We start from the raw sequence: 25678 nt of genomic DNA, 5'->3' as shown, positions 1-25678 counted from the left end.
AGCGGACCGCAGCGCTCAGGACTTAAAGAGAGAATACTGGCCGGCCGGCAGCGGTCGAAAAATCGACGGGGCGGCGATCGATCTGAGCGCTGTCTGCGATAGCGCCCACTTATCGAGTGGGCATTGTCCCATCGCAAGTATGTTCTCACGCCCGACGCGCCGTTTCTACGTATCGAGCAATTGTTTGTAGCCGGACTGCCGTGTACGCACGGCAGCACAGGTCGCTGCGCTCGGTTTCCGGACGGAAACCGAGCTATTCCCGCTTTAGCTCACATTTCTGCAGGGGACAACACGAGCTTGACTCTAAACCCGCCGGGCCGCGGCATTGGTGGCTCGCGAGCGGATAAGAGCGGGATGCAGCCCGATGGCGGGCGTGCGTTGCCTGCGTATCAGTGTAGGTTTGCCGAAGCGGCATGATTTGCCCAAAATCGATCATCAAATCGGCTTTGCCCCCTGGCATCGGCGAAACCCGAAAGCCGGTACGCCGATTCCCGGTGCAGTTCTCCTGCCAGCCGGCCGAACAGCTGCCGACGCGGCGTCCGACGAGCCGGTTCGATCTCCCATTGGCTGCCTAGCTTGACTTGGCCGGCAGCAGTCATATTCATCCGGCACCAGTTCCCGCAAATTTGCTGACCGTCCGTCACGTGGTGTGCCGACGGCAACGCCCATCCTGACGTGTGGGTAATGCCCAGGTCGGCGGCCATCAGTTTCAGCGCACTGCGCAGCATTACGGCGCCGTTCAGGTCCGGATGCCAATTGTCCTCGCGGTACTCAAGGCATAGATCGATCGCCACTGACGAGGTGCTGGTGAGAGCCCGAATCTTTGGTCTCCCCGGTGGGGCGCACGACCGGTGGCGCGTTCGGGAAAATCAGTGGGTAAATCATGGTGGCCGTGCGAACCTTGTCGGCGATCCGCAGATCCACGTCCACTTTCAAGGCAAGGTTGGAACGCAATACACCACATCGAGCGTTCTCGACGCCGATCCCTTCGGCGACGAGCTCGTCGATCGCCGACCGCTCGGTCAGGAGACGAGCCTGGTCGGTGATGAACCACCACATTAGGCGAACCCCGTCGGAGCCTTGTTCGGATTTGTGGGGCCTGCTGCGTGAGCCGGCAGCATTAACACCGCCACGGCCGATGCTGGCGCGCGACCGAGTCGGCTCGGCTGGGCGGAGGGCGACGTGGCGGCAAGCGACGACGAAGCAGCCTTCTGGCTGGTGGTCTTGCCAGAGAGCGCGTCGGTCGCTTCGTCGTAGTCGAAATTCCCCCGGATCCGGCTGTCACCGAACAACGCGCGGAATGCTTCAGGCGCATACTTGTATGTGGGCCAATCGCAGTTTCGTTGGCTCTGTCACGTTGACAGATTGGTGACGTAAGATAAGGGCATGAAGAAGTCGAAATCGCTCTACCACGGCCACCGGTATCCGGCTGGGATCATCAGTTGTGCTGTTCGCTGGTACTTTCGCTTTAACCTCAGTCTGCGTGACATCGAGGAACTGCTGCTTGAGCGCGGCGTATGCGTGACATACGAGATGGTTCGCCACTGGTGTGACAAGTTCGGGGTGGCCTTTGCACACCACGCGAAGGCCGCACGGCGTAAGCCCGGTTCAACGTGGCACCTCGATGGGATGTTCGTGAACCTGCGCGGGGAGTCGTATGTGCCGCGGCGCGCGGTTGATGAGAATGGTGTCGAACTCGATATCCTGCTGCAAAAGCGCCGCGACAAGGCCGCAGCCAGACGCTTCTTCCGGCAGGTGCTGCGTTCGGCGCCTGTGCCGCGAAAGATCGTCACCGACCAGTTGCGCAGTTACTCCGATGCGAAGGCGGACATTCCGGAGCTGGCTGGCGTGAAGCACGTATTCGTGAAGGCGGCTGCCCGGGTCAACAACCACGCGGAGAACAGTCATAAGCCTACACGTCGCCGGGAACGTGCCATGAGTGGGTTCGCGATCCGAAGCGCACGCTGGCGTTCCTGTCGAGCTTCGGCCCGATCCGTCAACAGTTTGCCTTGCCACGGCATTGCATGACGGCGAAATTCCATCGCGCAGCGCTCAGGGCGCGCCTATCGGCGTGGCATCGCTGGACAGTGACAGAGGCCGCGACTGGATGCCGGAACAATTAATAAAGATACCGACTTATTTTGGTTGCTGAGCCTCTACACCGTCAAGTTGACAACGCCCTGACTTGGCGCTCACCGATCTGCTGTCGTGGTTGCTCAGGCAGACCGGCCCGAAGCCGATCTCGTGGAGAGGTCGGCTTTTTTGCGACCGCGATACCTTTCGACTCCATAAACTGAATCCCTGCGTCGACGAATTCAAGAAGTTTCTCGAGTGCGCCGACCACTCAAATTTCATACAATCATAGCCGCTCATCTCCCCGGATGAGCACTCAGGACTTTTCGACTCTTTTGAATGCCGCCGCACTTGGGCGGCATCTTTTTATTCATGTCAACGACGGATTTGAGCCGAAGTCGAGAATGCCTGTTTGTGCTGGCGTAGCTCAATGGCAGAGCAAAAGCCTCCGAGAGTTCGACTCCCTTTGACCGGCCCCCAGCAAACCGGGTCAACCAGAATCTTGTTGAATCGCACCGGAAATCGTGGAGACCGGTCGGTTAAGCTAATGAAGACACTTCAGCATCATTTTTGATTTGCCTGTAATAGTTTTCCCAAGGTTCAGCAGGCGGAATATAGTCGAGCGGTTCCATTAGCCGGTAATGGTTGTGCCAGGCTACCCATTCCTGCGTTGACGCTGCCTCGATTCCACGTACAGCAAGAAGTTTGATGGCTTTTTGACCGTATGGAGAAGAACATGGCAGAGAGCGTGGTGCCGAGAAGGCAATACGTTTCGAGCGTCGTGCGGACATTCACGGCGCGTTCCTCAAACTCGGTTGCTGCCTGATCTGTTGGAATACCCTTCCGCGGGCCAACCAGTCTTTATGAAACCGTCCCTTAGGGACACCGATGCTGCAGCTGCGCAGCTACCGTAACGTCAAATACTACCTCCGCAAGACTCTCGCCGCACTCGCCGGCAATCCTCGAGGAACAAAAAAATGCCCGCACGTCGTTGTGCGGGCAAATTGAGCTCATGACCGGATTTCTGCGGGGATCGAAGTGGCCACCGCGCAGAAATCCGGTGATGATTAACTCACGGGGCAGATCAAATAGCCACGGGAAACTTCTCGTTTCAGCCTGACCTTCGGGGAGTCAAGTTGCAAAAAACCTTGATAGGGATGTTAACTTTCCCTGCAAGCTGCTAACCTTGGATACCTGAACAGCGAATGCCCACGGATGGACGCGCCGATCATTGACGACAACTCGCGGTCGCTTCTGTTCGGGCGCACTACATCGTGCAGGACGGATCGAGGTATTTCGACGACCTGCTGAGTTCAAGTGCAACATCTTGAAACGGGTAAGGTGTTGCGATGAGGAAGTACAAGCATCTAAGCGCGGAAGAACGCGCGGTCATCGTGATGAATATCGAAACGGCAGCAGCACGAGAGCCATCGCACGACGGCTCGGTCGAAGTGCTTCGACGGTTTCCGCAAACTCGCACGCAACGGCGATACGGCGGCGCACTACGATGCGACGCGTGCGGCGTCGACATACCGTGCTCGTCGTCAAGGATGCTGCCGGCGGCGCAAGCTGTTCGCTGGCAGCGCACTGTATCGGCATGTACATGATGTGAGCGACCGGCTTACGCGCAGCTCAACGGTCGGTGCTACCTCGCCGAATTTTGGGTTCGCTATGCCAACCGCGAAGAGTTGACCATCCTGTCCGATTCGTTCGCGCAAGTGCCGCAGCCAGCTGTATGCCCTGATGACGAACTCAAGGGCATACCAATCCGTTTGGTGACATCAATCGACCTCGCATCCAGACGGTCGCCTCTATGGCTATCGCGCGTTGATCTCGCACGCGCGCGTTGCCGATTACGTCCGATTGAGTCCGGTGAAACTGAACGGAGAATGCGGAAGCCGCGGCGCCGTCGGCGCGCTATCGCAACTGCTTGAGCGTTTCCCGGCGCTCGCGGCGTGGCTGCAGTTGCAAATCAAGCAGCACCGCGTCGCGTTGATCGAGATCCGTACCGGCTGCGAATTGCGCACACGCTTACGCGGCCTGCAAGGACTGCATGCGGCCTTTCTTCAGCAATGTCGCCAGTGCGGTATCGTGGCCGCCGACTATCCGTTCAATACGGCGAGCCACGCGATTCGGTCGCTCTCTGCCCGCGTCAAAAGCGAACTGATGAGCGGGTTCGGCACCGCTGCGCGTGCCGCTGGCGCGACGCATCTGAAAGGCTTACCGCGCAGCGATGATTTCGCAGCGCCTGCTGCGACACGCCCCTACCAGGTCGTTGAATTCGACGGACACCGGCTCGATATCCGTCTCAAGGTCGTGATAGCCGATCCGCTCGGTTTTACGCACGAGTTCGAAATCGAACGTGTCTGGTTGCTGGTGATCATTGACGTGTGCACACGCGCCGTGCTCGGGCATCACCTCGTACTGGCTCGCGAATACAGTCGCTACGACGTCATCAAAGCGATTGAAGCGGCGCTCGGCCGCATCGAGCCCGGTCCTTCACGGTTCGCGAACTCGGCTACGGTCCCATGGATGGCTATGGGCTCCACCGCCAACTCATGCAGAAGGAGTTCGACTGCATGGTGTGTGCGCCGTCGCTGATTCCGAAGAAACCGGACGAACGCGTCAAGACGGATCGACGCGATGCGATCAAGTTGGTGCGCGCGCTACGCGCGGGTGACCTGTCGGCCGTGTACGTACCCGGTATCGAAGATGAGGCCTTCCGGGATCTGGCCCGTGCGTGGGCCGCAGCCAAGGACGATTTGAAGCAGGCGCGGCAGCGACTGAAGTCGTTTCTGCTCTCGCACGGTGTGCGCTATGCGGGCAGCGCCAACTGGGGCCCAGCCCATCGACGATGGCTAAGCCAGTATTCGTTCGAAAGCGAGTGGCAACAACTGGCGTTCGACGAACATCGCCGCACGATCGAGGATCGGCTCGCACAATGTGACCGTCTCGAAACAGCGCTGCGCCAGGCGGTAGTCAACTGGCTGTTCTATCCAGCCGTATTGGGGTTGCAAGCGATGCAGGGCGTGCAGTTCACCACGGCCGTTGGAATGCTCTCCGAACTGGGCGATCTGTCGCGCTTCGAACATCCACGTCAACTAATGGCCTGGCTGGGCGTCACGCCCTCGGAACACTCCTCGGGAGACCGGCGCCGTCAGGGCAGCATTACGAAGGCGGGCAACAGCTATGCAAGAAAGCTGCTCGTTGAGGCGGCCTGGAGTTACCGGCATCCGGCCCGGGTGAGTCCGGACATCCAGCGCCGGCACGAAGGCATTCCGAAGTCCATCATCGATCGTGCCTGGGACGCGCAAGTTCGATTGTGCCGACGCTACCGTAAACTGGCGGCACGCGGCAAAAGCGTCAATATCGCGGTCATTGCCATCGCTCGCGAACTGGCTGGGTTCATCTGGGACATCACTCGTATGTCGATGTCACTCGCTCTGCCGTGTAGCGAACGAGCGACATAATCGCGTGGTCATCCGCAACGGCTGACTGTTGACAAACACTTGAAGGAGTTTCTTGAAGGCGGCGTAGCCCGGTACTCGAGTAACCCGCGAGTTAACTTCGCAACGGGCGTCACCCGATTTGCGGCAAAAGGAAGCGGAAGGCTCATGAGACGGACCTCTGTAATGCGGTAGCCAACCCGCGGATATCAGTGTGATCCACCGTCGACATTACTGCTACGCCGCCCTCAGGAAATTTAGGTACCTATGGAAAAACTGAAAAACCAATCGTTGTTGACATGGAAAGTCATATCAGTTAACAGCCCCACGGTAATGCCGTTCAGTTAAGCAACTGAACGGCATTTTTGTATTGGGGAGGAGTGGTTGTAAACGCTGCGCTGAGGTGTTAACTTTTGGCGCGATGCTTTACAGCCACCTGACCTACCTGAGCGCTGCCCAACAGCCTACGCCGGACCTGAGCCGGCTGGCAGTGACCCTGCCTCGATTCCACGTACAGCAAGAAGTTTGATAACTTTTTGACTGTATGGAGAACAGGATGACAGAGAAAGTGGTACCGAGAAGGCAATACACGCAGGAATTCAAGGTGGAGGCGGTACGCTTGTCGGAGAGTGTCGGTCAGCATGAGGCTGCTCGCAGGCTGGGCGTACCGGTAGCGACACTGGGCAACGGGTGCCGAGACCAGCACAAAGGCAATGCTGAAGCGGCGACGGGGCCGTCACCCAGCACGCCGAGCTCAAGTCGTCGACCGGTCAGCGATCTGGAGGCCGAGGTCAGCAGGTTGCGCAAGGAGTTGGCCAGCGCGAAGCTCGACATCGAAATCCTCCGAAAGGCAATGGCGTACTTCGCGAAGGGGTCGCGGTGAGGTACGCCTGGATCGATGCACACCGCGACCAGTACAGCGTGAGCCGGCTGTGCCGAGTGTTGGCCGTCTCGCGCAGTGGGTATTGCCAGTGGCGGGTTCGCCCGCTCAGCGTCAGGGCGCAGGCCAACCGAGCGCTGGACGCCGAAGTGGCGGTCATCTACCGGGCCAGTCGCGGCAGCTATGGCCGCCCCCGCATCGTGCGGCAATTGCGTGCTCAGAGCCAACCGGTGAGCGCTGAACGCGTTCGTCGCAGTTTGCAGCGCCAGGGCTTGCGCCCGGTCTACAAGCGCCCGTATCGCGTCACGACGCACTCAACACATAGATTGCCCGTGGCGCCAGAATCTGCTGGATCGGCGCTTCGACGGCTGGCAACCGAATCAGGCGTGGGTGAGTGATATCACGTTCGTCGCCACCGACGAAGGCTGGCTGTTTCTTGCTGCGATCCTCGATTTGGCAAGCCGGCGTATCGTCGGCTGGTCGATGTCGGAGCGAATCAACGCGGATCTGGTCTGCCAGGCATTACGCAGTGCATACTGGCAACGCAAACCCGGGCCCGGATTACTGCTGCATTCGGATAGAGGCAGTCAAGGTGCCAGTTGGGTGTATCGCAATCTGGCCGCCGAATTCGGCATGACGGTCTCGATGAGCCGGCGTGCCAACGCGTGGGACAATGCGCCGATGGAGAGCTTCTTTAAAACCCTGAAAAACGCGCTACGAGACGCGCGCGCAGGCGCGCCTAGACATCGTCGACCGGATCGAGGGCTATTACAATTGACAGTGCATGCACACGTCGATCGGCTACTGCACTCCCGTGGAATACGAAACCCTACGCGCTGCTGCATGACATGCTGTACGTGAGAGCGAGGCAGGGTCAGCCACTGCGCTCGCTCTCGCGAATACCTTGGACACCTTGCCGCGCTATGCGCTTGCGCCATAGGCAGACCGTTTGTACGGAGACTCCAAGTTCCCGCGCAATCACCGTATTGGAGTGGCCCTCGTGGGCCCACAACGCGATGCGCGCCCCGCTGCGCAGCCGTCTTCCGATCGATCAGTGATAGCAGTTCCCGTCGTTCTTTATTCGCCAGCTTAACTGGCGTTGCATGGCGGCTTCGGCTCATTTTACCTCGATATCCGAGGCGCTCATTTATTCAACTTATTTGCGGGATGTTGTACTAGGCTCCTCCGCCGTTGGACAGCGCTAGGTCAGGAAAATTATCAAAGGTGAGAAGTTTCTTGTATCTTCCTGGGATGGGTGGGAGTATCTCTATGCGTAAGTCAACAAGATTGCTTCCAGCTTATATGAAGTCACATCTTAATAGCGACAGCCCAGAGGTCGGACCGAAGGAGAGGAGGGAAATTAAGACGCCCATGAACTTGTCAAAGTCGCCATCGTTTTGACTCGCTATCTTCCGGGTGCCCGGTTTCGGGAGCGGGGGATTTGAACGAACAGTTTTTCTGTCAATGATAAAACTGTATTTGTTGCCGCGCCACGTTCCATGGCAACAGCTCGTCGATACGATTGGCCGGGTGATCGGCGATGTACGCTGGTATTGCTTATCTATCGGCATTCGTGAGCAAAATCTGTTCGCTCGGGATGCCGCTAATTTCCCGGCCTTGTGGGACCTTTTAGGAGAAAATCATGAAGTGGTTTGCCATTACATTTGAAAACAGAAGTCCATTTACTTTGAAGCTAGATGAGGCTGGTGTAATCGAAAATACCAACGACGGTTGGTGGGAGGATATTCCGGATACAATAGAACCATATGGATCTATTTACCTGGAGATTTCGAATGATGTGCTATCGCCAACGGATCATGTCTCCGCGCAAATCCCTTTTATGGTCATTGGCCAGGATGCACTAACTGGCGAGGATGCGTTCTTTAGTCGGATTGTGATACTCGCCAATGCTAAGAAGGGGCAGGCGGCGATCAATGGGTTAAAGGTTGAAAGTGCGCCGTATCCAAAAGATCGACAAGACATTTTGATGTTTTGTGATGCACTTGAGGATGTGGGAAGAAATAATTCTTCAACAAATACGGGCACCCAAAACTATTTGGTATACTTTTACTCGCCCGGAGTGAAGGCGTATGGTAACGAGGTTTTCTCCTTTTCGTGGAACGATCATGGTCGGGGCACAGCTTCTGACGCTAGGATTAATGAAAAAGGAGAGGTTGAGCTTGTGTTTAAGGGCTCTGTAGCGCTGACGAAGTTCTCCAAGAAGATATCTTATGTTAATTTATTGGACGCAAAAAAATATCCTAAGCAAGGTGGAAATAAGGTCCTCCTAAAAGATAGTGTCGAAGAAGGCGTGACACTGTCTAACCTTTCTTTTTCAAAAAAATATACGGGAGAAGACATACAGTTTGACGTGGAATTTTGGGACCCGAGAGGGATAACCGATAACAAGTCGTTCAGGTTGGTTCGCGCTGTCTCGAAAGACTTTTCGCTGAAGGTTGCGGACGATGATGCGTCTACCTCTACCCATATTGGTAGTTTTCCTGGCGGAACAACGATTCAGGTATTGAAATCAGGGAAGCCTGTTGGGGCGGGAATACCTGTTTATTGCACGATTGACTCAGGCACCACCAATCTGCAATTAACTCAAACAGTTGTGAAAACAAATAATGACGGCGTGGTTAATATATTTTTTGATGACGGATGGGAAAGCCGTGTCGGGATCGCAAATATTACTGCTAGAGTTCTCGATGAGGGTGGGGTGGCCGCGTCAACGACTTTTCAGCGTGTAATTTTTGAGGAGCGTCGAGTGCAAATGCCATCTAATGAATTTACCACAATTGGGGCCAATCCTTTGGGAATAAGAGCAATTTTGCTTGACGAATTAGGTGGTGATGCTGGCGCTTCCCCGGTAGCAGGTGTGCTGGTGAATTTTAGGATCAATAGTGGGGAAACGGGGCTAAGGTTATCGACGGATCATATAAAAACAAATAAAAATGGACTGGCTGTCGTTTACGTGGAGGGTGCGACTTCTCCTGGTACGGCTAAGGTGACAGCAAGCGCAGATTACGCCACCTCACACCTGGAATTTGCGATTTGCACGATCACGGTAAAGCCAAAGGCCTGATAGTTTTTGTATGGCTGAATCTTTTGATGCAAACGGGAACCCGCGGACATCTGACCGAGATAGTTTTCGATTCGGTCAGATGTTCTGGTGTGGCGCTTAACAACCGCTACTGCGTCGAAGCATCTCCGCCGCCAGAAATAATTTCTGGCCAGAGTTTTGAGGGAGCACTGTAAGCGGGTCGGGCAAGCCGTTCGCCCACGGGGCCTGATTGAATGTATCGTAGTTCCCACTAAATTTTTCGGCGAGAGCTATCAACGCCAATACAGCGGCACGGCGGGCCGAATCGAGAATTGCCAGGTTGGCGTATTCCTTTGCTATGCCGGTCACGGCGGCAGTGTATTCATCGATCGCGAGCTGTATGTGCCGGAGGCATGGACCGATGACCCATCTCGCTGCAAGGCAGCCGGCATCCCACCGACGTTGGAGTTTGCAACGAAGCCACGGCTCGCGCGCAACATGCTTGAGCGCGCACTGGATGTCGGCCTGCCATGCGGCTGTGTCACAGGTGACGAGGTTTATGGTGGTGATCGTGACCTGAGGTTGTGGCTCGAGTCACGCGAGCAGGCCTTTGTGCTGGCAGTAGCAAAGAATGAGCCGCTATGGTGGCAAGGACTGATGCTCGCGCCACAACCCTAGCTGCCCGAGACTCGCGCCAAGCCCGAGCCTTGCGGTACGCCACTTCGACACGGCCAGCACGCGCTGCCTCTGTGCATCAATGAGCGCCGTCTGGGCAGTCAGCAGTTCCGTGAAGGTGCCGACCCCTGCCTTGTAGCGACCGCGAGCAATCTCGAGCGAGCGTTGCGCATCGGCAAGCAGTTCCTTCGAGTTGCCCAGGTTCGCAGTGGCGGCCTCCAGACTCTGGTAGTTCTTCCATACGTCGAGCGACACCTGAAGTTCCGTGTTCTGCAGCTCCGCTTCCTGCGCGTCGGCCTGTGCCTGCGCCTGTGCCGTACGGTAACCGGATGCAAAACCTTCGAACAGCGGTATTGTCACCTGAATGCCGATCACGCTGTCGCGACGGCTGTCCGGATTGCCTATCTGCGGCTGCTGGTGCGAGAGATCGCTCTGACTCAGGCTGCCCGTCAGCGAGATCGTCGGTAGTACCTGAGCCCGCACCACATCGACGTTCGCGCGGGCCGCTTCTAGCTTCGCCCGCGCCGCGACCAGTTTCGGCTGTTGTGCTTTCGCCTCCTCGATCAGGTCATTCACTCCCTGGGTGAATGCGGCGCTGTCGGGAGTCGGGTCCGATACCGCAATGTGCACAGGCGTGTTCGCATCGAGGCCCATCGCTACGGCCAGCGTGCCAACCGCGGTGCGCACTTCGCCGTCTGCGGCAACCCGGTCGAGTATGGCCCGGCGATAGCTGGTTTGCGCCTGCATCTGGTCGCCCAGTGTGCCTGCGCCAGCGTCGTGCTTCGCGCTGGCCTCAGCCAGACTTTCCTTCGCAATGCACTCCGACTGCTGCGCGGAGTCTGCGGCCGCTTGCGCGTCGCGTACTGTGTAATAGGCCTGCGCGGCGTAGAAGAACACCGTCTGCAGTACATCGTCGTGCGCGGCATTGGCGGCAGCCAGGAGCTGGCGCGCCTGGCGCAGCGCCGCCCCGCGTTTGCCGAAATCGAACAGAACCCAGCTCAGGTTCAACGCCCCGCGCAGGCTGGACGAATTCTGCGATGCCGCGATCGACCGGCCCAGATCCGGGTAATCGTAGGACATCCGGGAATTTTCCCGTCCGTAACTGCCTGTCGCAGTCAGCGTGGGAAGATAGGCAGCTTCGCCTATTCCGACTGCGGCAGCCTGCGCACGCGCATTCGCCCATGCCTCCCGGGCCTGCGGACTGGCGCACACCGCCTGTAGAATCGCGTCTTCCAGCTCAAGTGGACGATCCGTAACCTCTGCCGTACACGACGCGTTCTTCAACATTGGCGCGGCGGGCGTGACGGACACCTGCTGGCGTGTGCGGTAGACGTCGAACATCTGTCCGCGTGCGGCCGACATCCCGAGCAGGGTAGCCAGGCATGCAGCCATAAGCTTGCGGATCTTCGGCATCACTGCTCGGCGTGCCCGAACGCGTCTGCACCGGGCGTCGTGCTCGCGGACGGCGATGCGGGGAAGGCGGGTACCGCAACAGACTGGCCCATGCCGGTCGCCGCGGCCATATCCGATACGATCCTGCCGCCATTCAGTGTGATCACACGTGAGGCCGACGCGATGGTTTCCGGTCGATGCGCAACAATAAGTCGTGTCATCTGCAGCGCGCCGATGGCAGCGTTCACCTGCTGTTCACGCTGCACATCGAGATGGCTTGTCGCTTCGTCGAGCACCAGAATCTTCGGCCGCTTGTAGAGTGCGCGAGCGAGCAGTACTCGCTGCTTCTGCCCGCCCGATAGGACGGTGCCCATGTCGCCCACCAGCGTGTTGTAGCCCATCGGCATGGCGACGATATCGGCGTGTACTGCCGCGAGCTGTGCACACTCGGCGACCCACCGAAGATCAGCCTGAGGATCGAAGAAGCTGATGTTATCAGCAATCGAGCCTGCGAACAGCACATCGTCCTGCAACACGGTGCCCACAAGTGTTCGGAGCCTGTCAATCCCGAGCCGCTCGACGTCGACACCGCCGATCCTGATCACACCCTCCGTTGGCGTGAGTACGCCGAGCAGCACGTTAATCAGCGTTGTCTTGCCGCAGCCTGATGGGCCGACGATCGCGACCGATTCGCCTGCCTCAATCTTGAGTGAAATATTCTCGAGCACGAGCGGCTCGCTGTCGGCGTAGCGAAAAGCCAGCTGGTCTGTTTCCATGCTGGCTACCAGGTTCTCGCTTTCGCCCGGCACCTGTCGCAAACCGGCCTCGGCCTCGGGCTGGGCAAACACAATGTCGGCAAGCCGTTCGCCCTGCAACTGCAACATCTTGACCTCAAAGAACTTGTCGATCAGGCTGCCGACCCGGCTATCGAACTGCCCCTTGTACGCATTGAAGGCCATCAGCACACCAACCGTGAGCTGGCCATCCATCACGAGGCGAGCACCGAGCCAGATGATCACCAGCCCTTCGAGGCCGAACAGCAGTCCGTTCAACTGCTGGTAAAACAGCTGCAGCTTCTGCACATGCAAGCCGGCGTTGACCTGCTCGACCAGCAGCGTGAGCCAGCCCGAGCACCGCTCAGCCTGACGATTGAACAGCTTGATGGTCTTCACACCGCGCACGGTTTCCAGGAAATGGCTCTGCTGCTTTGCGGCGTGCACGATCTGCGCTTCGCTCGACCGTTTCAACGGGAGATACCAGAGTGCGCGCAGCAGCGCGTAAAGGAGCATCGTACCAAGCGCAATCAGACCCAGCTTCCAGCTGTAGATGAACATCAGCACGATGGTGACGATCGCCATCAACCCGTCAATTACCGCACTCAGGAATGACGTGGTGAGGGTTTGCTGAATCGCGTCTACGGCGCCGAATCGTGATACGACGTCACCCAGATGGCGTCGATGGAAGTACTGCACAGGCAGGCTCACCAGATGGGTGAACACATTGGCGCGCCACTGCACATTGAGCGTTGTGCCAAAGTACATCAGTGACCATGAGCGGAGCGCACTGGTTGCCTGCTGCATCAGCAGCAACAGGCCAAAGCCGAGCGCGAGTACCGTCAACAGGTCGCGATCGGCACTGACGATAACTTCATCGATCACCCATTGCAGGAAGAATGGTGACACCAGCGCAAACACCTCCAGCGCAAGGGCTAGGAGCACGATCTGCACAAGCGAGCGCGAGAGGCCGGACACCGGCCCGAGCAGCGTGCGCAGCCTGACGTTGGGCACCACCCCGCGTGGCTTGAAGACATCTGTTGGCCACAGCTCGAGCGCGACCCCCGTGAACGCACGCGACACCTCGTCGAACGATAGCCTACGGATACCCTGCGCCGGATCATGAATTGTCACGATCTTGCCGTGCACCCTGCGCAGCACGACGAAGTGGTTGAAATCCCAGTGGAGAATGCACGGCGTGCGCAACTGGGCCAGATGGTCAAGATCAAGCTTGAGCGCGCGGGTTCCGAGCCCCAGGCGCTGCGCGACCTCGATCACACGGCCAAGGCCCATGCCCTTCAGCGATACCGGGAATTGCCCGCGTAGCGTCGCAAGACTAACGTGGTGGCCGTGATAGCCCGCGACCATCGCGAGACAGGCAAGGCCGCATTCTGCTGCTTCGGTCTGCAGTGTGATCGGGAGCTTGCTGCCGATGCCGAATGAAAGGCGATCCAGAAAGGACATACGTAACCAGCGTGTCAGAGTTTACCAGTCAGGCTATAAAGGGGTTCGAGTACCCATTCGTACAGACGGCGGCGTTCCTGCAAGACGTCCGCCTGCAACGCCATGCCGGCCTGCAGTGGCTGAGGCAGGCCATAGGCAGTCACGCTTTGCGACTGCAGTGCGACCGTGATCCGGTAGAAGGCGCCGTCGTTGCCGCCAGGACCGCCACTGATCGCGAGCTCGGCAGGAGACAGCGCTGTGCCGGCAATCGACACGACGTTCGCTGCGTACTGACCGAACTTCTGGTAGGGGTAGGCCTGGTAACGGATTAATACCGGATCGCCGACCCGGATAAAGCCGACTGCCGTGCTTGGCACAAACAGATGTGCCTGCCAGTGCGCATTCGCAGGCACGATGCTCGCGAGTGGATGGGAGCCGTCTGACATCTGGCCTGGCTCGGTGATCACGGCCGTGACCGTGCCTGCTTCCGGGGCCGTGATCACGAGTTCGCGCCTTGCTTCGCTTTCGATCAGGGCCTGGTCAACGTCGATCACGTTGCGGTCGATCTGCGACAGCACGTTTTGCTGCTTGAACGACAGCCCGGCGTCCTCGTTGACAGCCTCCTTCAGTAGCTGCGCGGTGCTGGCGCGATCGCGTTGCAGACTGTTTAGTCTCGCGCGTTGATCGAGCAGATCGGCTTCGCGTTGCTGGGACTGATCCGTTGAGATGTAGTCCCTGGCGAGCAGCCCGGCGTAGCGCGCCGACGCGTCGGCAGCGAGCGACGTCCGGAGGCGCTGCGCGGCGATCTGATCGTCAATACCTGCAAGCTGGGTGCGCAGGCTCGAGATCCTGGCTCGCAGCGTATCGCGCTCGTCGGACTGCAACCGGCGGGTCTTGTCGATTTCCTGTTGTAGCAATGCCTTGCGCTGGCGAGCCTGATTGATGAGCGCAACCTGAGTGTCGCCTGCTGCCGAGCTCTGGAGGTCAGTCGAGATAGTGTAGAGCACCTGACCGCGAGTCACACGCTGGCCCTCAGTGACGCGCTTCTCAAGCACAACGCCCGGTTGCTTCGCGTAGAGTTTCACCAGTCCGGTGTCGGGCGTCACAACGCCTTCGACCGTGGTGCGACGTGTATAGCTACCAAACGCGAAAAAGACAATCACAACGATCGCCATCGCAGTTGCTGCGACCGTCAGTATGGCGAATGACACCGGACGGACAAGTACGATTTCGCCAAGGAGGCTGGTACGCTGCGCATTTAGCGCAGCCTGTCGAAACAGGGGGGATGATGCCACGCCGACAAGCAAGCTCTTAAAAAAGTGACAGAGAATCTTGGGAAAATATCCCCATCTCGATGAAGTGCCGGGATCCCTGCGCGTGGCGCAGACAGCTGATTGCAGGCTTTCGGGTAGTCAGGCCGACGCAGAGTTTTTCCCGGGCCGGCCCTTTACCAATCTGGAGAAAATTCGCCAAGATGCGGATTTTTCACGAATCGCCTTTGTGAAAAAGGCTGGCTCGACCGCATATCCCACCCGAACGGGCGATACACGATACGTCAACTTTGTCTTGCTGAAAAACTACGACGGGCGTGCCATTCCTTGCAGGTGAGCCATAACGAGCGAAATCCGCCGGGCTGCCAGTGGCCCGGCAATTAATTATTTATATGGCTCATGGAGACTACCATTAGCGTCAACCCAAGCCTTCGGATTTCGCGCAAGAATTTCTGCCACGTGGTCGTTCCAGCGCTTAGCGTTTTCTTCGCTCTTCTGCGAGGCGTCGATGTACTTATTTACGGCCCAGCCAACAGGAGTGCACTTCCAAACGTCATTTACAAAACTCCAAAAAGAGCCACCAGACACACGGGCAACTTCTTTTTCATTAAGTTCTTGCATTTTATTCACGCTAGGTTACTTGGTATAAATTTGGACCGCCAATGACGGAACCCGGAAATGAAACTCTCAACACCCCTTAAATTCGAGAGGCATCGCATATTATAAATATGAAAGGACATCTCGCGATCAGCTTTACACTAACGTGTGGCGAATGCTCAACACTCCATTCGATCCGAGAAAATTCCTGTGGCGTGATGGGCGCAAACTGTGGTGTCGATGCGCGCTGCGCAATCACCGATCTTTTCGACACCGGCAGGGGGCTATGGGCTGTGTCGCAATAACGGGGCAGAGTAGAATCCGAAGACTGCACAGCTTGGCGAGCATGATGGAAAAGGCGAAAACACTGTCCAGTGGCATTGGGAATGTACTGAAGCGGCTGCACTATCCGCTGGACGTGACCCTGCTGTGCGTACGGTGGGGATCTGGTGCAAATAGCTGGTCAGGTCGAGACGCCTCTTTGGCTAGATTGAAATGTCCGCTTTGACAACTTTACTATGCTCTACGAGAACGGATCGCTGAAATATTTGTATGCATGTCGTCTAGTACACCGTCCGCGCCCTCAGGACGAAATTGATGTCCGCGAACGCTGTAAGAATCCCCGGTAAGGACCGATGGTTGTACTCGGCTGCCTGATTTCCACTTGACATGAGTCAACCAACGCGGGTGATTCGATACCTACTATCGTCATTGGAATCGGCAGGCGCCACGAACCGTTCACGCCGCTCGCGAAGTCTGCATTGCGCGTGCACCGACACGGCCCACTTGCCTGTTGAGTGATGCCGTCGATATCCGGTTTTACTGATCCTAAACACATCAATCAATAAGTAGGACTCCAATTTTTATCGATTGGAGCGTGGTTTGTTATCGACGCGTTTCGCGTTCACATCGACGGAAGGGCATCGCCCAGTGACACTGCCGCCAGCCGGGAAGAGCGCTCGTTACGGTGCGACGTCGCAACGATCCAGTCGCATGCCGTGGCCAGGCCAAGTCAACGCACTCGGAGAACTAGTATGAGCCAACCTGTAGTCGAAAAACCGCCGGTCGACGGCAAGCAGACGTCGAAACTGGCGGCAGCCGGCCCGGAAACGCGCAAGCTCGGCCTGCTGCTGTTGAGCGGCATCGTCGTCGGCTCGATGATCGGCGGCGGTGCCTTCAACCTTCCGCAGAACATGGCTGCAGGCGCCGGCCTGGGTGCCATTGCGATCGCATGGGCGATCACGCTCGTCGGCATGTTCTTCATGGCCAACGCGTTCCGCACGCTGGCGGACCAGCGTCCCGACCTGACTGCCGGCATCTATTCCTATGCACGAGAAGGTTTCGGCAAGTTCGCCGGCTTCGAGATGGCTTGGGGGTACTGGCTCAGTTCCGCATTCGGCAACGTCGCGTTCGCGGTGCTGATCATGCAGACGCTGGGGTATTTCTTTCCGGTGTTCGACGGCAAGAACTGGCAGTCGATCGTGGGCTGTTCGCTGTTGATCTGGGCATTGCACTTCATGGTGCTCTCCGGCGTGAAGCGGGTGGCGATCCTCAACACGATGGCGAGCGTCGTCAACATCGTCACGCTGTCGATCGCGATCGTCGTGATCGCGCTGTTCTTTCAGAAAGGGCACTTCTCGTTCGACGTCTGGGGGCAGCAGCAACACCTGGGCGGCACGCTCGCGCAGATCAAAAGCACGATGCTGGTTACGCTGTGGGTGTTCATCGGCATCGAGGGCGCCGTGGTCGTGTCCGATCGCGCGCGCAACCAGCATGAAGTCGGTACCGCGACGTTCATCGGGCTCGCGGTCTGCACGACGCTTTACTTCCTGCTTTCGGCGCTGCCGTTTGGTGTCATGTCGCAGCACCAGTTGGCTGGCCTGCAGAATCCGTCCTCCGCATATGTGCTGGAGCAGCTTGTCGGGCACTGGGGTGCGATCTTCATCGTCGTCGCTTTGCTGTTTTCGGTACTGAGCTGCTGGCTCGCGTGGACGGTGCTCGTCGCCGAACTGCCTTATGCGGCTGCCCGGGACGGCATTTTCCCGCGCTTTCTGTCCCGCGAGAACCGGCATCACGCGGCCGCGCCGTCGCTATGGCTGTCGAGCGCGGTGATGCAGGTCATGATGTTCGTGGTGCTGTTCGCGCATGACGCGTGGATATGGCTCATCAGCGTGGCCGGCGTCATGATCCTGCCGCCGTATCTCGCCAGCACCGGCTTTCTTTGGAAGTGCGCCACGCAAAAGAGTTTTCACGAACGGGCGGGCGAGGGCAAGCGCGCGTCGATCTGGACCGGCGTCCTGGGAACCGTGTACGCGGCCTGGCTGCTCTATGCGGCCGGCCCGACCTACCTGCTGATGTCCACCATTTTCTTCGTCGTCGGCATCCCGGTGTTCTGGTATGCGCAGCGCGAGAAGGATCCGCAGTCGAACGTCTTCACCGCTCGCGAACGCGTCGCGGCCATCGTGCTGCTTGCGGTGGCGGTGAGCGCGGTCGTGCTGTTCGCGAAGGGCATCGTGTCGGTCGGCTGATACGCCGCCCGCCGGTTGACGGGTTTCGACAGCGTGATCCGGAACCTCGATGGCAGGCATTGGTGCGGCAGCCGCATGCGACTCCCGATCGCCGTCGCGATCGAACCACTACTTTACGATCAAGGACAAACTCACCATGACATTGGGCGTTCACTCCGAAGCCGGCAAGCTGCGCACCGTGATGGTGTGCGCGCCGGGCCTCGCTCATCGGCGGCTCACGCCGGCCAACTGCGGCGCCTTGCTGTTCGACGACGTGCTGTGGGTCGACAAGGCGATCGAGGATCACCAGACCTTCGTGCGTGTGCTGCGCGAACGGGACGTGGAAGTGCTGGAATTCCAGCACCTGCTGGCCGAAATCTGCCTCGATACCCGTGCGCGAGACTGGATCCTCGATCGCCGCATCACCGAGGAGGAAGTCGGCACCGGCATGCTGCGGGAACTGAGGTTATGGCTTGAATCGATGCCAGCGCAGCGGCTTGCCGAGGCGCTGATCGGCGGCGTCGCCAAATCGGAGCTGCCGTTCGACGCGCGCGGTCTGTTCGGCGGTTATCTGGAGCGGTCCGACTTCGTGATTCCGCCGCTCGTGAACCTGATCTTCCAGCGCGATCCGAGCGCGTGGATCTATGGCGGCGTGACGCTGCATCCGATGTTCTGGCCGGCGCGGCGCAAGGAAACGCTGCTGCTCGCCGCGGTCTACGCATTCCATCCACGGTTTGCCAGCCAGGTTCGCACCTGGTGGGGCAATCCGGACGTCGACCACGGCGCACAGACGCTTGAAGGCGGCGACGTGATGGCGATCGGTAACGGTGTGGTGCTGATCGGCATGGGCGAGCGTTCGAGCCCGCAAGCCGTGACACAGGTGGCGCGCGCACTGTTTGCCGGCCACGGCGCGAAGCGCGTGATCGCCTGCCAGTTGCCGAAGTCGCGCGCGTCGATGCATCTGGACACGGTGTTCTCCTTCCTCGACGCGGACTTCGTCAGCATTTATCCGGACGTGGCCGACGATATTCGCTGCACGAGCCTGTACCCCGGCGACACGCTCGGGCAGGTGCGCTACGAGCGTCACGACGGCCGGTTCCTGGCGGTCGTGGCCAACGCACTCGGCGTCGGCTCGCTGCGCGTGCTGACGACGGGGGGTGACCGCTACGAGAGCGAGCGCGAGCAATGGGACGACGGCAATAACGTGCTCGCGCTGGATCGCCGCGTCGTGCTCGCCTACGACCGCAACACCTACACGAATCGCAAGATGCGCCAGGCCGGCGTCGAAGTCATCGAACTGCCGGGCGGCGAACTCGGCCGGGGGCGCGGCGGCAGCCATTGCCTGAGCTGCCCGGTGGCGCGCGATCCGATCGCGCTCTGAGCGCGCAATCAACCGATATCGACAGACGGAATCTCACCATGTTCAACGTGCATAACCGCAGCTACCTGACGCTGATCGACTACACGCCGCGCCAGATCCGCTATCTCCTCGACCTGTCCCGCGACCTGAAGCGGGCGAAATATGCGGGAACGGAGCAGCCGCGCCTGACCGGCAGGAACATCGCGCTGATCTTCGAGAAGACGTCGACGCGCACGCGCTGCGCGTTCGAGGTCGCCGCGCACGACCAGGGCGCGCACGTCACCTATATCGACCCGACCGGCTCGCAGATCGGCCACAAGGAATCGATGAAGGATACGGCACGCGTGCTGGGCCGCATGTACGATGCGATCGAGTATCGCGGCTTCGGCCAGGCAATCGTCGAGGAACTCGCGCAGTATGCCGGCGTGCCGGTCTACAACGGCCTGACCGACGAGTTCCATCCGACCCAGATGCTGGCCGACGTGCTGACTATGCACGAACACAGCGACAAGCCGCTGCACGAGATCGCATATTGCTATATCGGCGACGCGCGCAACAATACCGGGAATTCGCTGATGATCGTCGGCGCGAAGCTCGGCATGGACGTGCGCCTGTGCGCGCCGCGGCATCTGTGGCCGCATGACGAGTTGATCGCGCAATGCCGCGAGATCGCCGCGAAAACCGGCGCGCGGCTCACGCTGACCGAGCAGCCCGCGGAGGCCGTGAAGGGCGCGGACTTCATTTATACCGACGTGTGGGTGTCGATGGGTGAGCCCGAGGACGCCTGGGGCGAACGCATCAGCACGCTGCTGCCGTACCAGGTGAACGCTTCGCTCCTCGCGGCAGCCGGCAACCCGCGCGTGAAGTTCATGCATTGCCTGCCGGCGTTTCACGACGCTCATACGGTCGTGGGCAAGCAGCTCGCGGATCGTTTCGGATTGACCGAAGGCGTGGAGGTCACCGACGAAGTATTCGAGTCGGACGCATCCATCGTTTTCGAGCAGGCCGAAAACCGACTGCATACGATCAAGGCCGTGCTCGTCGCGACGCTGGCGAGCTAGAGGAGACGAACCGATGCGTATCGTGGTCGCCCTGGGTGGCAACGCGCTGCTGCGCCGCGGCGAGGCGATGACCGCCGCCGCTCAGCAGGAAAACGTGCGGCTGGCCGCCGCGCAACTCGCGGGCATCGCGCACGGCAACGAACTTGTGATCGTGCACGGCAACGGCCCGCAGGTCGGCATGCTCGCGGCGTTGTCCGGGCAGGCGCCGGTTGCCGAACGTTTCCCGCTCGACGTACTCGACGCCGAAACCGAAGGCATGATCGGGTACCTGATCGAACTCGAACTGCGTAACCGGCTGTCTGCATTACGTCCATGCGCGACGCTGCTGACGATGGTCGAGGTCAGTGCGTCCGATGGCGCTTTCGACCGGCCCGACAAGCCGGTCGGCCCGGTACTGACGCAAGCGGCCGCGACCGAAGCGGCGCGTTCGAATGGATGGACGATCGTCGCCGATGGCAGCGGTTATCGTCGTGCCGTGCCGAGCCCTCGACCGCTGTGCTTTCTGGAGATCGAGCCGGTGCGCGCGCTGCTCGCGACCCGGACTATCGTGATATGTGCGGGTGGAGGCGGCATTCCCGTTGTGAAAGCAAACGACGGTCGGCACCGGGGAATCGAGGCGGTGATCGACAAGGACCGCAGTGCAGCGCTCCTCGCGCGCGAACTCGACGCAGACCTGTTCGTGATCGCTACCGACGTGGCGGGCGTTTACGTCGACTGGGGTACGCCCGACGCACGCATGGTCCGGCGCACGTCACCGGAAGCGCTTGCGGCGCTACAGTTCGCGGCCGGATCGATGGGGCCCAAGGTCGAGGCCGTCTGCGACTTTGCGCGGACAACCGGGCGGCGCGCGGTCATCGGCGCGCTTTCGGATATCGCGCGGCTCGTCGACGACACGGCGGGCACGTCGGTTCTGGTCGGTCAGGCAAGCATGTTCGTGGAGCGATGAGGCCACGCGCGACGCCGGTTGCCAACGTGCGGAGCCGGGCACTGCCGACGACGGAGTGATGAACCGGGGCTCCGATTCCGTCTTGCGCGTATCGTGAAGAAGTGAAGAAGTGAAGAATCCGAACAGCGGTACGCGCATTCATTCGATCACACGGATAAGTGCCTGCATCGGATGAAGTTCGTCCATGCGTTGCGACTCGCTTGCCGGCGTGCCGCAAAACATATGCCGGAGCTCGACGTCGCCGTTGCGCTTGCCAACGCCGCCACGCGTGCGGCGGCGCCGAGGCCGCTGCGCTGTCATTGCTGCGGCGGCCCGTTGCCGCTGCTGGTGCGAACCGGCTTCGTGCGCTGCCGTGGTTCCCGTCGTACCCGTCCCGATGGCAAGTCCGTCGGCCGTTGCATAGATCGTGGCGATCCCGATGACGATTCCGGTTGAACTCGAGGCACAGATCCTGCGCCTGTATCACGCCGAGAAGCGGCCGTGCGGCACGATCGCAAAGCAGTTGCACGTACACCGCGAGACGGTGCAGCGGGTGCTTATCCGAGTTGACTGCCCCATGACCACACCGTCAACGTGTGGCGAATTGCGCGCTTACGTCTATCAGTCCGGTCCGGCGCCGGCCAGGCATGGCCACATCACCAAGCGCGTGTCAGCGTCGGATAGATACTCCCCACTTGAACACGCTCCCGAAAGATTTTCAGCCCACCTTGCGATGTTTCTTGTTCTCCGGGCCGCCAGCCATCTGATATAACGATAAGCATATCGGCTCTCGACGTTGCCTAGCATGCTTGGCAACGAGCCATCACGATGCCCGGGCGGGCGCGGCGCGAACATTTTGCCCCCCCCACACAGCTCATCCACGAGGGTTTATGTAGTGGTCTAATGAATCCGGACACTGATTTAGGCGAGAATGTTCGCCATGAAGAGGTGTCTGATGAGCAAGCAACGACGTACGTTTTCCCCGGAGTTCAAACAGCAAGCCGCCTGTCTGGTGCTCGACCAGGGCTATAGCCATATGGAAGCAAGCCGCTCGGTCGGCGTCGGCGAGACGGTGCTGCGCCGCTGGGTGCAGCAACTTCAGATGGAACGCCAGGGCGTTACGCCGCAGGGCAAGGCAATCACGCCGGATCAACAGCGTATTCAGGAACTTGAGGCGCGTATCGAACGCCTCGAGCGTGAGAAGGCCATTTTAAAAAAGGCTACCGCGCTCTTGATGTCGGAAGGCATCGAACGTACGAAGTAATTGATCAGCTTGGCGCAAGCGAATCGGTTGAGCTGATCTGCGCGGTATTCGACGTGTCGCGGTCCTGCCTGTATGCACACCGAGGGCGAGCCCGACGCGTTGATGCCGAGCGAATGGCACTGCGTAGCCGGGTACACGAGCTGTTCATCGAGAGTCGAAGTTCTGCTGGCAGTCGCAGCATCATGGGCATGATGCGCGAGGAAGGTACGGCGATTGGCCGCTTCAAGGTCAGCCGCTTGATGGAAGAACTCGGGTTGATCTGCAAGCAGCCGGGCCGCCATGCCTACAAGCAGGCCACGGTCGAGCGGATCGATATCCCGAACCATCTCAATCGCGAATTCGAGGTTGGTACGCCGAATCAGGTGTGGTGTGGTGACATCACGTATGTCTGGGCGCAGGGCCGTTGGCATTATCTGGCCGTAGTACTCGACCTGTTCACGCGCCGGGTTGTTGGCTGGGCGTTCTCGACACGCCCTGATGCCGATCTGGTCGTGCAGGCGTTGGAGATGGCCTATGAGCAACGTGGTCGACCGCAAGGCTTGCTGTTTCACTCGGATCAAGGCGGCCAATATGCAAGCCGGAAATTCCGTCAGCGCCTCTGGCGCTATCGGATACAGCAGAGCATGAGCCGTCGAGGAAATTGTTGGGACAACTCCCCGATGGAGAGGCTGTTCCGCAGCTTCAAGACCGAATGGCTACCGTCAGTGGGCTACATGTCAGCGCAGGAGGTCCACCGGGACATCAGCCACTACCTGATGCGCCGGTACAACTGGATACGGCCGCATCAGTTCAATGACGGACTGGCGCCGGCGGTTGCGGAAGAAAAACTTAACGCAGTGTCCGGGATTAGTTGACCACTACAACTACCGAAATAGTCCGTTGCCGGAGCGATCTGCCATGTTGCTACGGCTTCACCGCTCCTGCCTAGAGTTGCATGTCACAACCCTGACTTTTTGGGATTACTGCCCGTAGGCAATCCCATGGTTAGTGCGCTCTCGTGCTCCAGTTTAGGTGTCCAACTCATCCTTGTCGTCCCTACTTGGGCATCGGTCGGCGTAGAAGCTTCGAGGGCATTCATAACCGCCGCTCTCCATTCGCCCAAGCGATCGCAAATACGCGTGACCGCCGGTTGCCGTCTTCGGATATCACTGATCTGGCCCAGATGCAAACAAGCCCGCTCGTCGCGGGCTTGTCGATCTGCGAAGCGATAACACCGACCAGAACGGTTTCCCGATACAACATCACCTCATGTCGTCCTGCCGACGATATCGGATGCGGCAAACCGCAGCCGGGCTTGTCAGGCCAGTTCGCTTCTCAACTCCAGGTTGACTGAAGGGTGATCCTTCAGATAGTCAACTTGGACACTATAATAAAATCCTGAAGTCGTGAACACGGCGGGAAAATCCAGGTGCGCCGCCCAGCCACGGCAGGTGCAATGGACCTGGCGGTCACTCCACCAGACGTCGCTGCCCAAGGATGCTGCGGGCCTCGTCTCCATGGAAGCTTGGTAAATGAGTTCGTGATTCGGCAGGGTTAGCCTGATCTTCCCGTCATCGCCAATCGAAACGCCTTTGAACTCGACGAACTCGTTGCCATTCCAGGAAAGGAACTTCAAGTTTTTTGTCCAGGGGTGCCTGTAGACCGAGACACGTACCTCTGTCGGGTGTCCTGTAGGACCCTCGAAATTGCGAAGGGAGGCGCTAACTGCCGCTGAAAAAAAACCATCCGGGCAGCGCTCTGGCGCAGCGCGATCCTTGAAAGCAACAAAGTTATCAAGCTTGGCGGTCTCCTCTTCGGGGAACTTGTCCGACCAATTTGTCTTCCAGTCCTGACCGTTCGGGAGTTCGCCATGGACGAACCGATTTCTGAGGTTCACGCTGATGAGCGTGTTGACCTTGTCGTTTGCGCGAAAGCTCAGGCTGATGGGAGGAAGTGCCCGTTCCGGAAACTTGAAGACGGCAGTCTCCTTGGGCCCAATCGTCTTGGGTGGCATTGCGTCCCATATGCCATCGACCATGGAAGGTGAATGTATGACCCGATTTTCGCCGCCTTCAAGCGTTGGAGCAAGTTCAATCGAGTCGAATGTCCATTGAAACTCGGTTTTGTTCGTAATGCGAATAATTTCAACAGCGATACCTTGTGCGTCTTTGCCCCCCCTATTGCCCAGATCAAATTCAAAAACGCTCTTGGGTTCCATGGTAACTCCTAACCGTAGGTGATGGTCTTCGATCTATTGCGTACGAATGCGACAGGCCCATCGCTCTGGCGTGTTTGATGCTCTGGTCACGCATCGTATGTCGCGTCCGCATTGAGAAGCATGAGTTGGCAACAACCATGGGATGGCGCTCAATCAAACCAAAGTCGTCATCAAAGGGGGAGGCCTATGCTTTCGCCGTCCATCTCGCACCGAACGCCAAAGAAGGTTAACGGGGCGTTCGCGGTCTGAAAACAAGATTCGTCTTGATGGTACGGTTTCGGCCCGGATTTGTCTCGCCAACTTGCTGGCAGGGGCGTCGCATCGATGGGCGCCGCACTTCTGTAGCCCGACATCGATGGTCGACAACTATTGTTGACCGAGTTTTCCTTTCGCAAAATCCTTCACTTCGTGGGCTCGACGTCATAGGAGAGATGGCCGGGGATGAGCGGGGGAGTGAGGACGCGTTACGGGTTTCCCTTCTTTGGGACGAGCTATTTCGGAAAGTGGCTTCTGAACCACTCGCCGCACTTGGGTTGCTCGACATTGCCAATACGAGAGCGGCCAAAAGCGCCTACCTTGTGGGCAGCTTGGGGCCCGCTCTTGCGTCGGCCGCTGCCACGGCCGTAGCTACGATGCCTCCACGGTGTCAGCGTCGGATAGATACTCCCCACTTTCGTCGAAGTAATTTTCCCCAGTTTTTTATATGACGGCGCCGCGGTAGCGGCGCCGTCCTGTCGATCGCCGACCATATCGCCCTTGAGATCCGTCGTG

At 59.0% G+C, this 25678-nt stretch carries 16 protein-coding genes and 8 pseudogenes; 15 read left to right on the top strand and 9 right to left on the bottom strand.

Translation table 11 applies throughout. The features are described from left to right. Positions 1 to 389 precede the first annotated feature (389 nt). Together E9536_RS40585 and E9536_RS40580 are read right to left on the bottom strand one after the other, a co-directional pair. Complete coding sequence (locus tag E9536_RS40585) at positions 390 to 794, bottom strand: hypothetical protein (RefSeq protein WP_136473229.1); 405 nt, start codon at positions 792 to 794, stop codon at positions 390 to 392. Beyond that, entirely contained in the window at positions 772 to 1059 is a 288-nt protein-coding gene (locus E9536_RS40580) for a hypothetical protein (protein ID WP_136473227.1), read from the bottom strand. Before E9536_RS40580 ends, E9536_RS40585 begins: the two co-directional genes overlap by 23 nt. 327 nt (positions 1060 to 1386) lie before the next feature. Here E9536_RS40580 and E9536_RS40575 point away from each other — a divergent pair. Next, a pseudogene (locus E9536_RS40575) lies at positions 1387 to 2123 on the top strand (IS6 family transposase). A gap of 489 nt (positions 2124 to 2612) precedes the next feature. Here E9536_RS40575 and E9536_RS42490 read toward each other — a convergent pair. Then, positions 2613 to 2747, bottom strand: a pseudogene (locus E9536_RS42490) (IS3 family transposase); the annotation flags it as partial. 91 nt (positions 2748 to 2838) lie between these two features. Here E9536_RS42490 and E9536_RS40565 point away from each other — a divergent pair. The 7 genes and pseudogenes from E9536_RS40565 to E9536_RS40535 all read left to right on the top strand — a co-directional run. Beyond that, positions 2839 to 2940, top strand: a pseudogene (locus tag E9536_RS40565) (IS5/IS1182 family transposase); the annotation flags it as partial. 924 nt (positions 2941 to 3864) lie between these two features. Then, positions 3865 to 4613, top strand: a pseudogene (locus E9536_RS42485) (hypothetical protein); the annotation flags it as partial. Then, positions 4608 to 5543, top strand: a pseudogene (locus E9536_RS40555) (IS110 family transposase); the annotation flags it as partial. The pseudogenes E9536_RS42485 and E9536_RS40555, both read left to right, overlap by 6 nt. Positions 5544 to 6063: 520 nt before the next feature. After that, a pseudogene (locus tag E9536_RS40550) lies at positions 6064 to 7174 on the top strand (IS3 family transposase); the annotation flags it as partial. A gap of 689 nt (positions 7175 to 7863) precedes the next feature. Further along, positions 7864 to 8067 carry a hypothetical protein gene (locus tag E9536_RS41775; protein WP_168799640.1) on the top strand — a complete coding sequence of 68 codons (204 nt, stop codon included), beginning with the start codon at positions 7864 to 7866 and terminating at the stop codon, positions 8065 to 8067. Further along, positions 8042 to 9484 (top strand): Ig-like domain-containing protein, encoded by a 1443-nt coding sequence (locus E9536_RS40540; RefSeq protein WP_136473221.1) that lies wholly within the window; start codon positions 8042 to 8044, stop codon positions 9482 to 9484. Before E9536_RS41775 ends, E9536_RS40540 begins: the two co-directional genes overlap by 26 nt. 252 nt (positions 9485 to 9736) lie before the next feature. Continuing rightward, positions 9737 to 10066: pseudogene (locus E9536_RS40535) on the top strand (transposase); the annotation flags it as partial. Between the two features lie 15 nt (positions 10067 to 10081). Here E9536_RS40535 and E9536_RS40530 read toward each other — a convergent pair. From E9536_RS40530 to E9536_RS40520, 3 genes are read right to left on the bottom strand one after another with little or no spacing between them, the layout of a single operon-like run. Further along, positions 10082 to 11509 (bottom strand): TolC family protein, encoded by a 1428-nt coding sequence (locus tag E9536_RS40530; RefSeq protein ID WP_247873603.1) that lies wholly within the window; start codon positions 11507 to 11509, stop codon positions 10082 to 10084. Positions 11510 to 11529: 20 nt separating this feature from the next. Continuing rightward, positions 11530 to 13746: a peptidase domain-containing ABC transporter gene (locus E9536_RS40525; protein WP_136473217.1), complete on the bottom strand. Its 2217-nt coding sequence runs from the start codon at positions 13744 to 13746 to the stop codon at positions 11530 to 11532. Positions 13747 to 13760: 14 nt separating this feature from the next. Continuing rightward, positions 13761 to 15020, bottom strand: coding sequence for an HlyD family efflux transporter periplasmic adaptor subunit (locus E9536_RS40520; RefSeq protein ID WP_136473215.1), 1260 nt, complete (start codon positions 15018 to 15020; stop codon positions 13761 to 13763). A 37-nt stretch (positions 15021 to 15057) separates the two neighbouring features. Here E9536_RS40520 and E9536_RS40515 point away from each other — a divergent pair, with 37 nt between their 5' ends. Next, positions 15058 to 15333 (top strand): hypothetical protein, encoded by a 276-nt coding sequence (locus E9536_RS40515; RefSeq protein WP_136473213.1) that lies wholly within the window; start codon positions 15058 to 15060, stop codon positions 15331 to 15333. 47 nt (positions 15334 to 15380) lie between these two features. Here E9536_RS40515 and E9536_RS40510 read toward each other — a convergent pair whose 3' ends face one another. Further along, positions 15381 to 15626, bottom strand: coding sequence for a hypothetical protein (locus tag E9536_RS40510; protein ID WP_136473211.1), 246 nt, complete (start codon positions 15624 to 15626; stop codon positions 15381 to 15383). Between the two features lie 313 nt (positions 15627 to 15939). Here E9536_RS40510 and E9536_RS40505 point away from each other — a divergent pair. The 6 genes and pseudogenes from E9536_RS40505 to E9536_RS40470 all read left to right on the top strand — a co-directional run. Then, positions 15940 to 16035: pseudogene (locus E9536_RS40505) on the top strand (IS6 family transposase); the annotation flags it as partial. A 592-nt stretch (positions 16036 to 16627) separates the two neighbouring features. Next, positions 16628 to 18121, top strand: a complete 1494-nt coding sequence (locus E9536_RS40500) for a basic amino acid/polyamine antiporter (protein ID WP_136473209.1) — start codon at positions 16628 to 16630, stop codon at positions 18119 to 18121. Positions 18122 to 18257: 136 nt separating this feature from the next. Next, on the top strand, positions 18258 to 19481 hold the full coding sequence (locus tag E9536_RS40495; RefSeq protein WP_136473207.1) for an arginine deiminase: 1224 nt from the start codon (positions 18258 to 18260) through the stop codon (positions 19479 to 19481). 38 nt (positions 19482 to 19519) lie between these two features. Beyond that, positions 19520 to 20521 carry an ornithine carbamoyltransferase gene (locus E9536_RS40490; protein ID WP_136473205.1) on the top strand — a complete coding sequence of 334 codons (1002 nt, stop codon included), beginning with the start codon at positions 19520 to 19522 and terminating at the stop codon, positions 20519 to 20521. A gap of 13 nt (positions 20522 to 20534) precedes the next feature. Further along, on the top strand, positions 20535 to 21467 hold the full coding sequence (locus E9536_RS40485) for a carbamate kinase (RefSeq protein WP_136473203.1): 933 nt from the start codon (positions 20535 to 20537) through the stop codon (positions 21465 to 21467). A gap of 934 nt (positions 21468 to 22401) precedes the next feature. Continuing rightward, a protein-coding gene (locus E9536_RS40470; RefSeq protein ID WP_136473199.1) for an IS3 family transposase occupies positions 22402 to 23564 on the top strand; the annotation gives its coding sequence in 2 pieces (ribosomal slippage) (positions 22402 to 22657 and positions 22657 to 23564; 1164 coding nt in all). Between the two features lie 443 nt (positions 23565 to 24007). On the opposite strand, the gene E9536_RS40465 is transcribed toward E9536_RS40470, so the two are convergent. Then, positions 24008 to 24907, bottom strand: a complete 900-nt coding sequence (locus E9536_RS40465; protein WP_136473197.1) for a hypothetical protein — start codon at positions 24905 to 24907, stop codon at positions 24008 to 24010. A gap of 491 nt (positions 24908 to 25398) precedes the next feature. Then, a partial coding sequence (locus tag E9536_RS41985) for a hypothetical protein (protein WP_211097538.1) occupies positions 25399 to 25678 on the bottom strand: 280 nt, incomplete at its 5' end.

This window comes from Burkholderia sp. LS-044, assembly GCF_004803625.1.
In the GTDB taxonomy this organism is placed as follows: domain Bacteria; phylum Pseudomonadota; class Gammaproteobacteria; order Burkholderiales; family Burkholderiaceae; genus Burkholderia; species Burkholderia cepacia.
The sequence above is the reverse complement of the archived record's forward strand: the minus strand, read 5'-3'. Positions and strand labels throughout refer to the sequence as shown.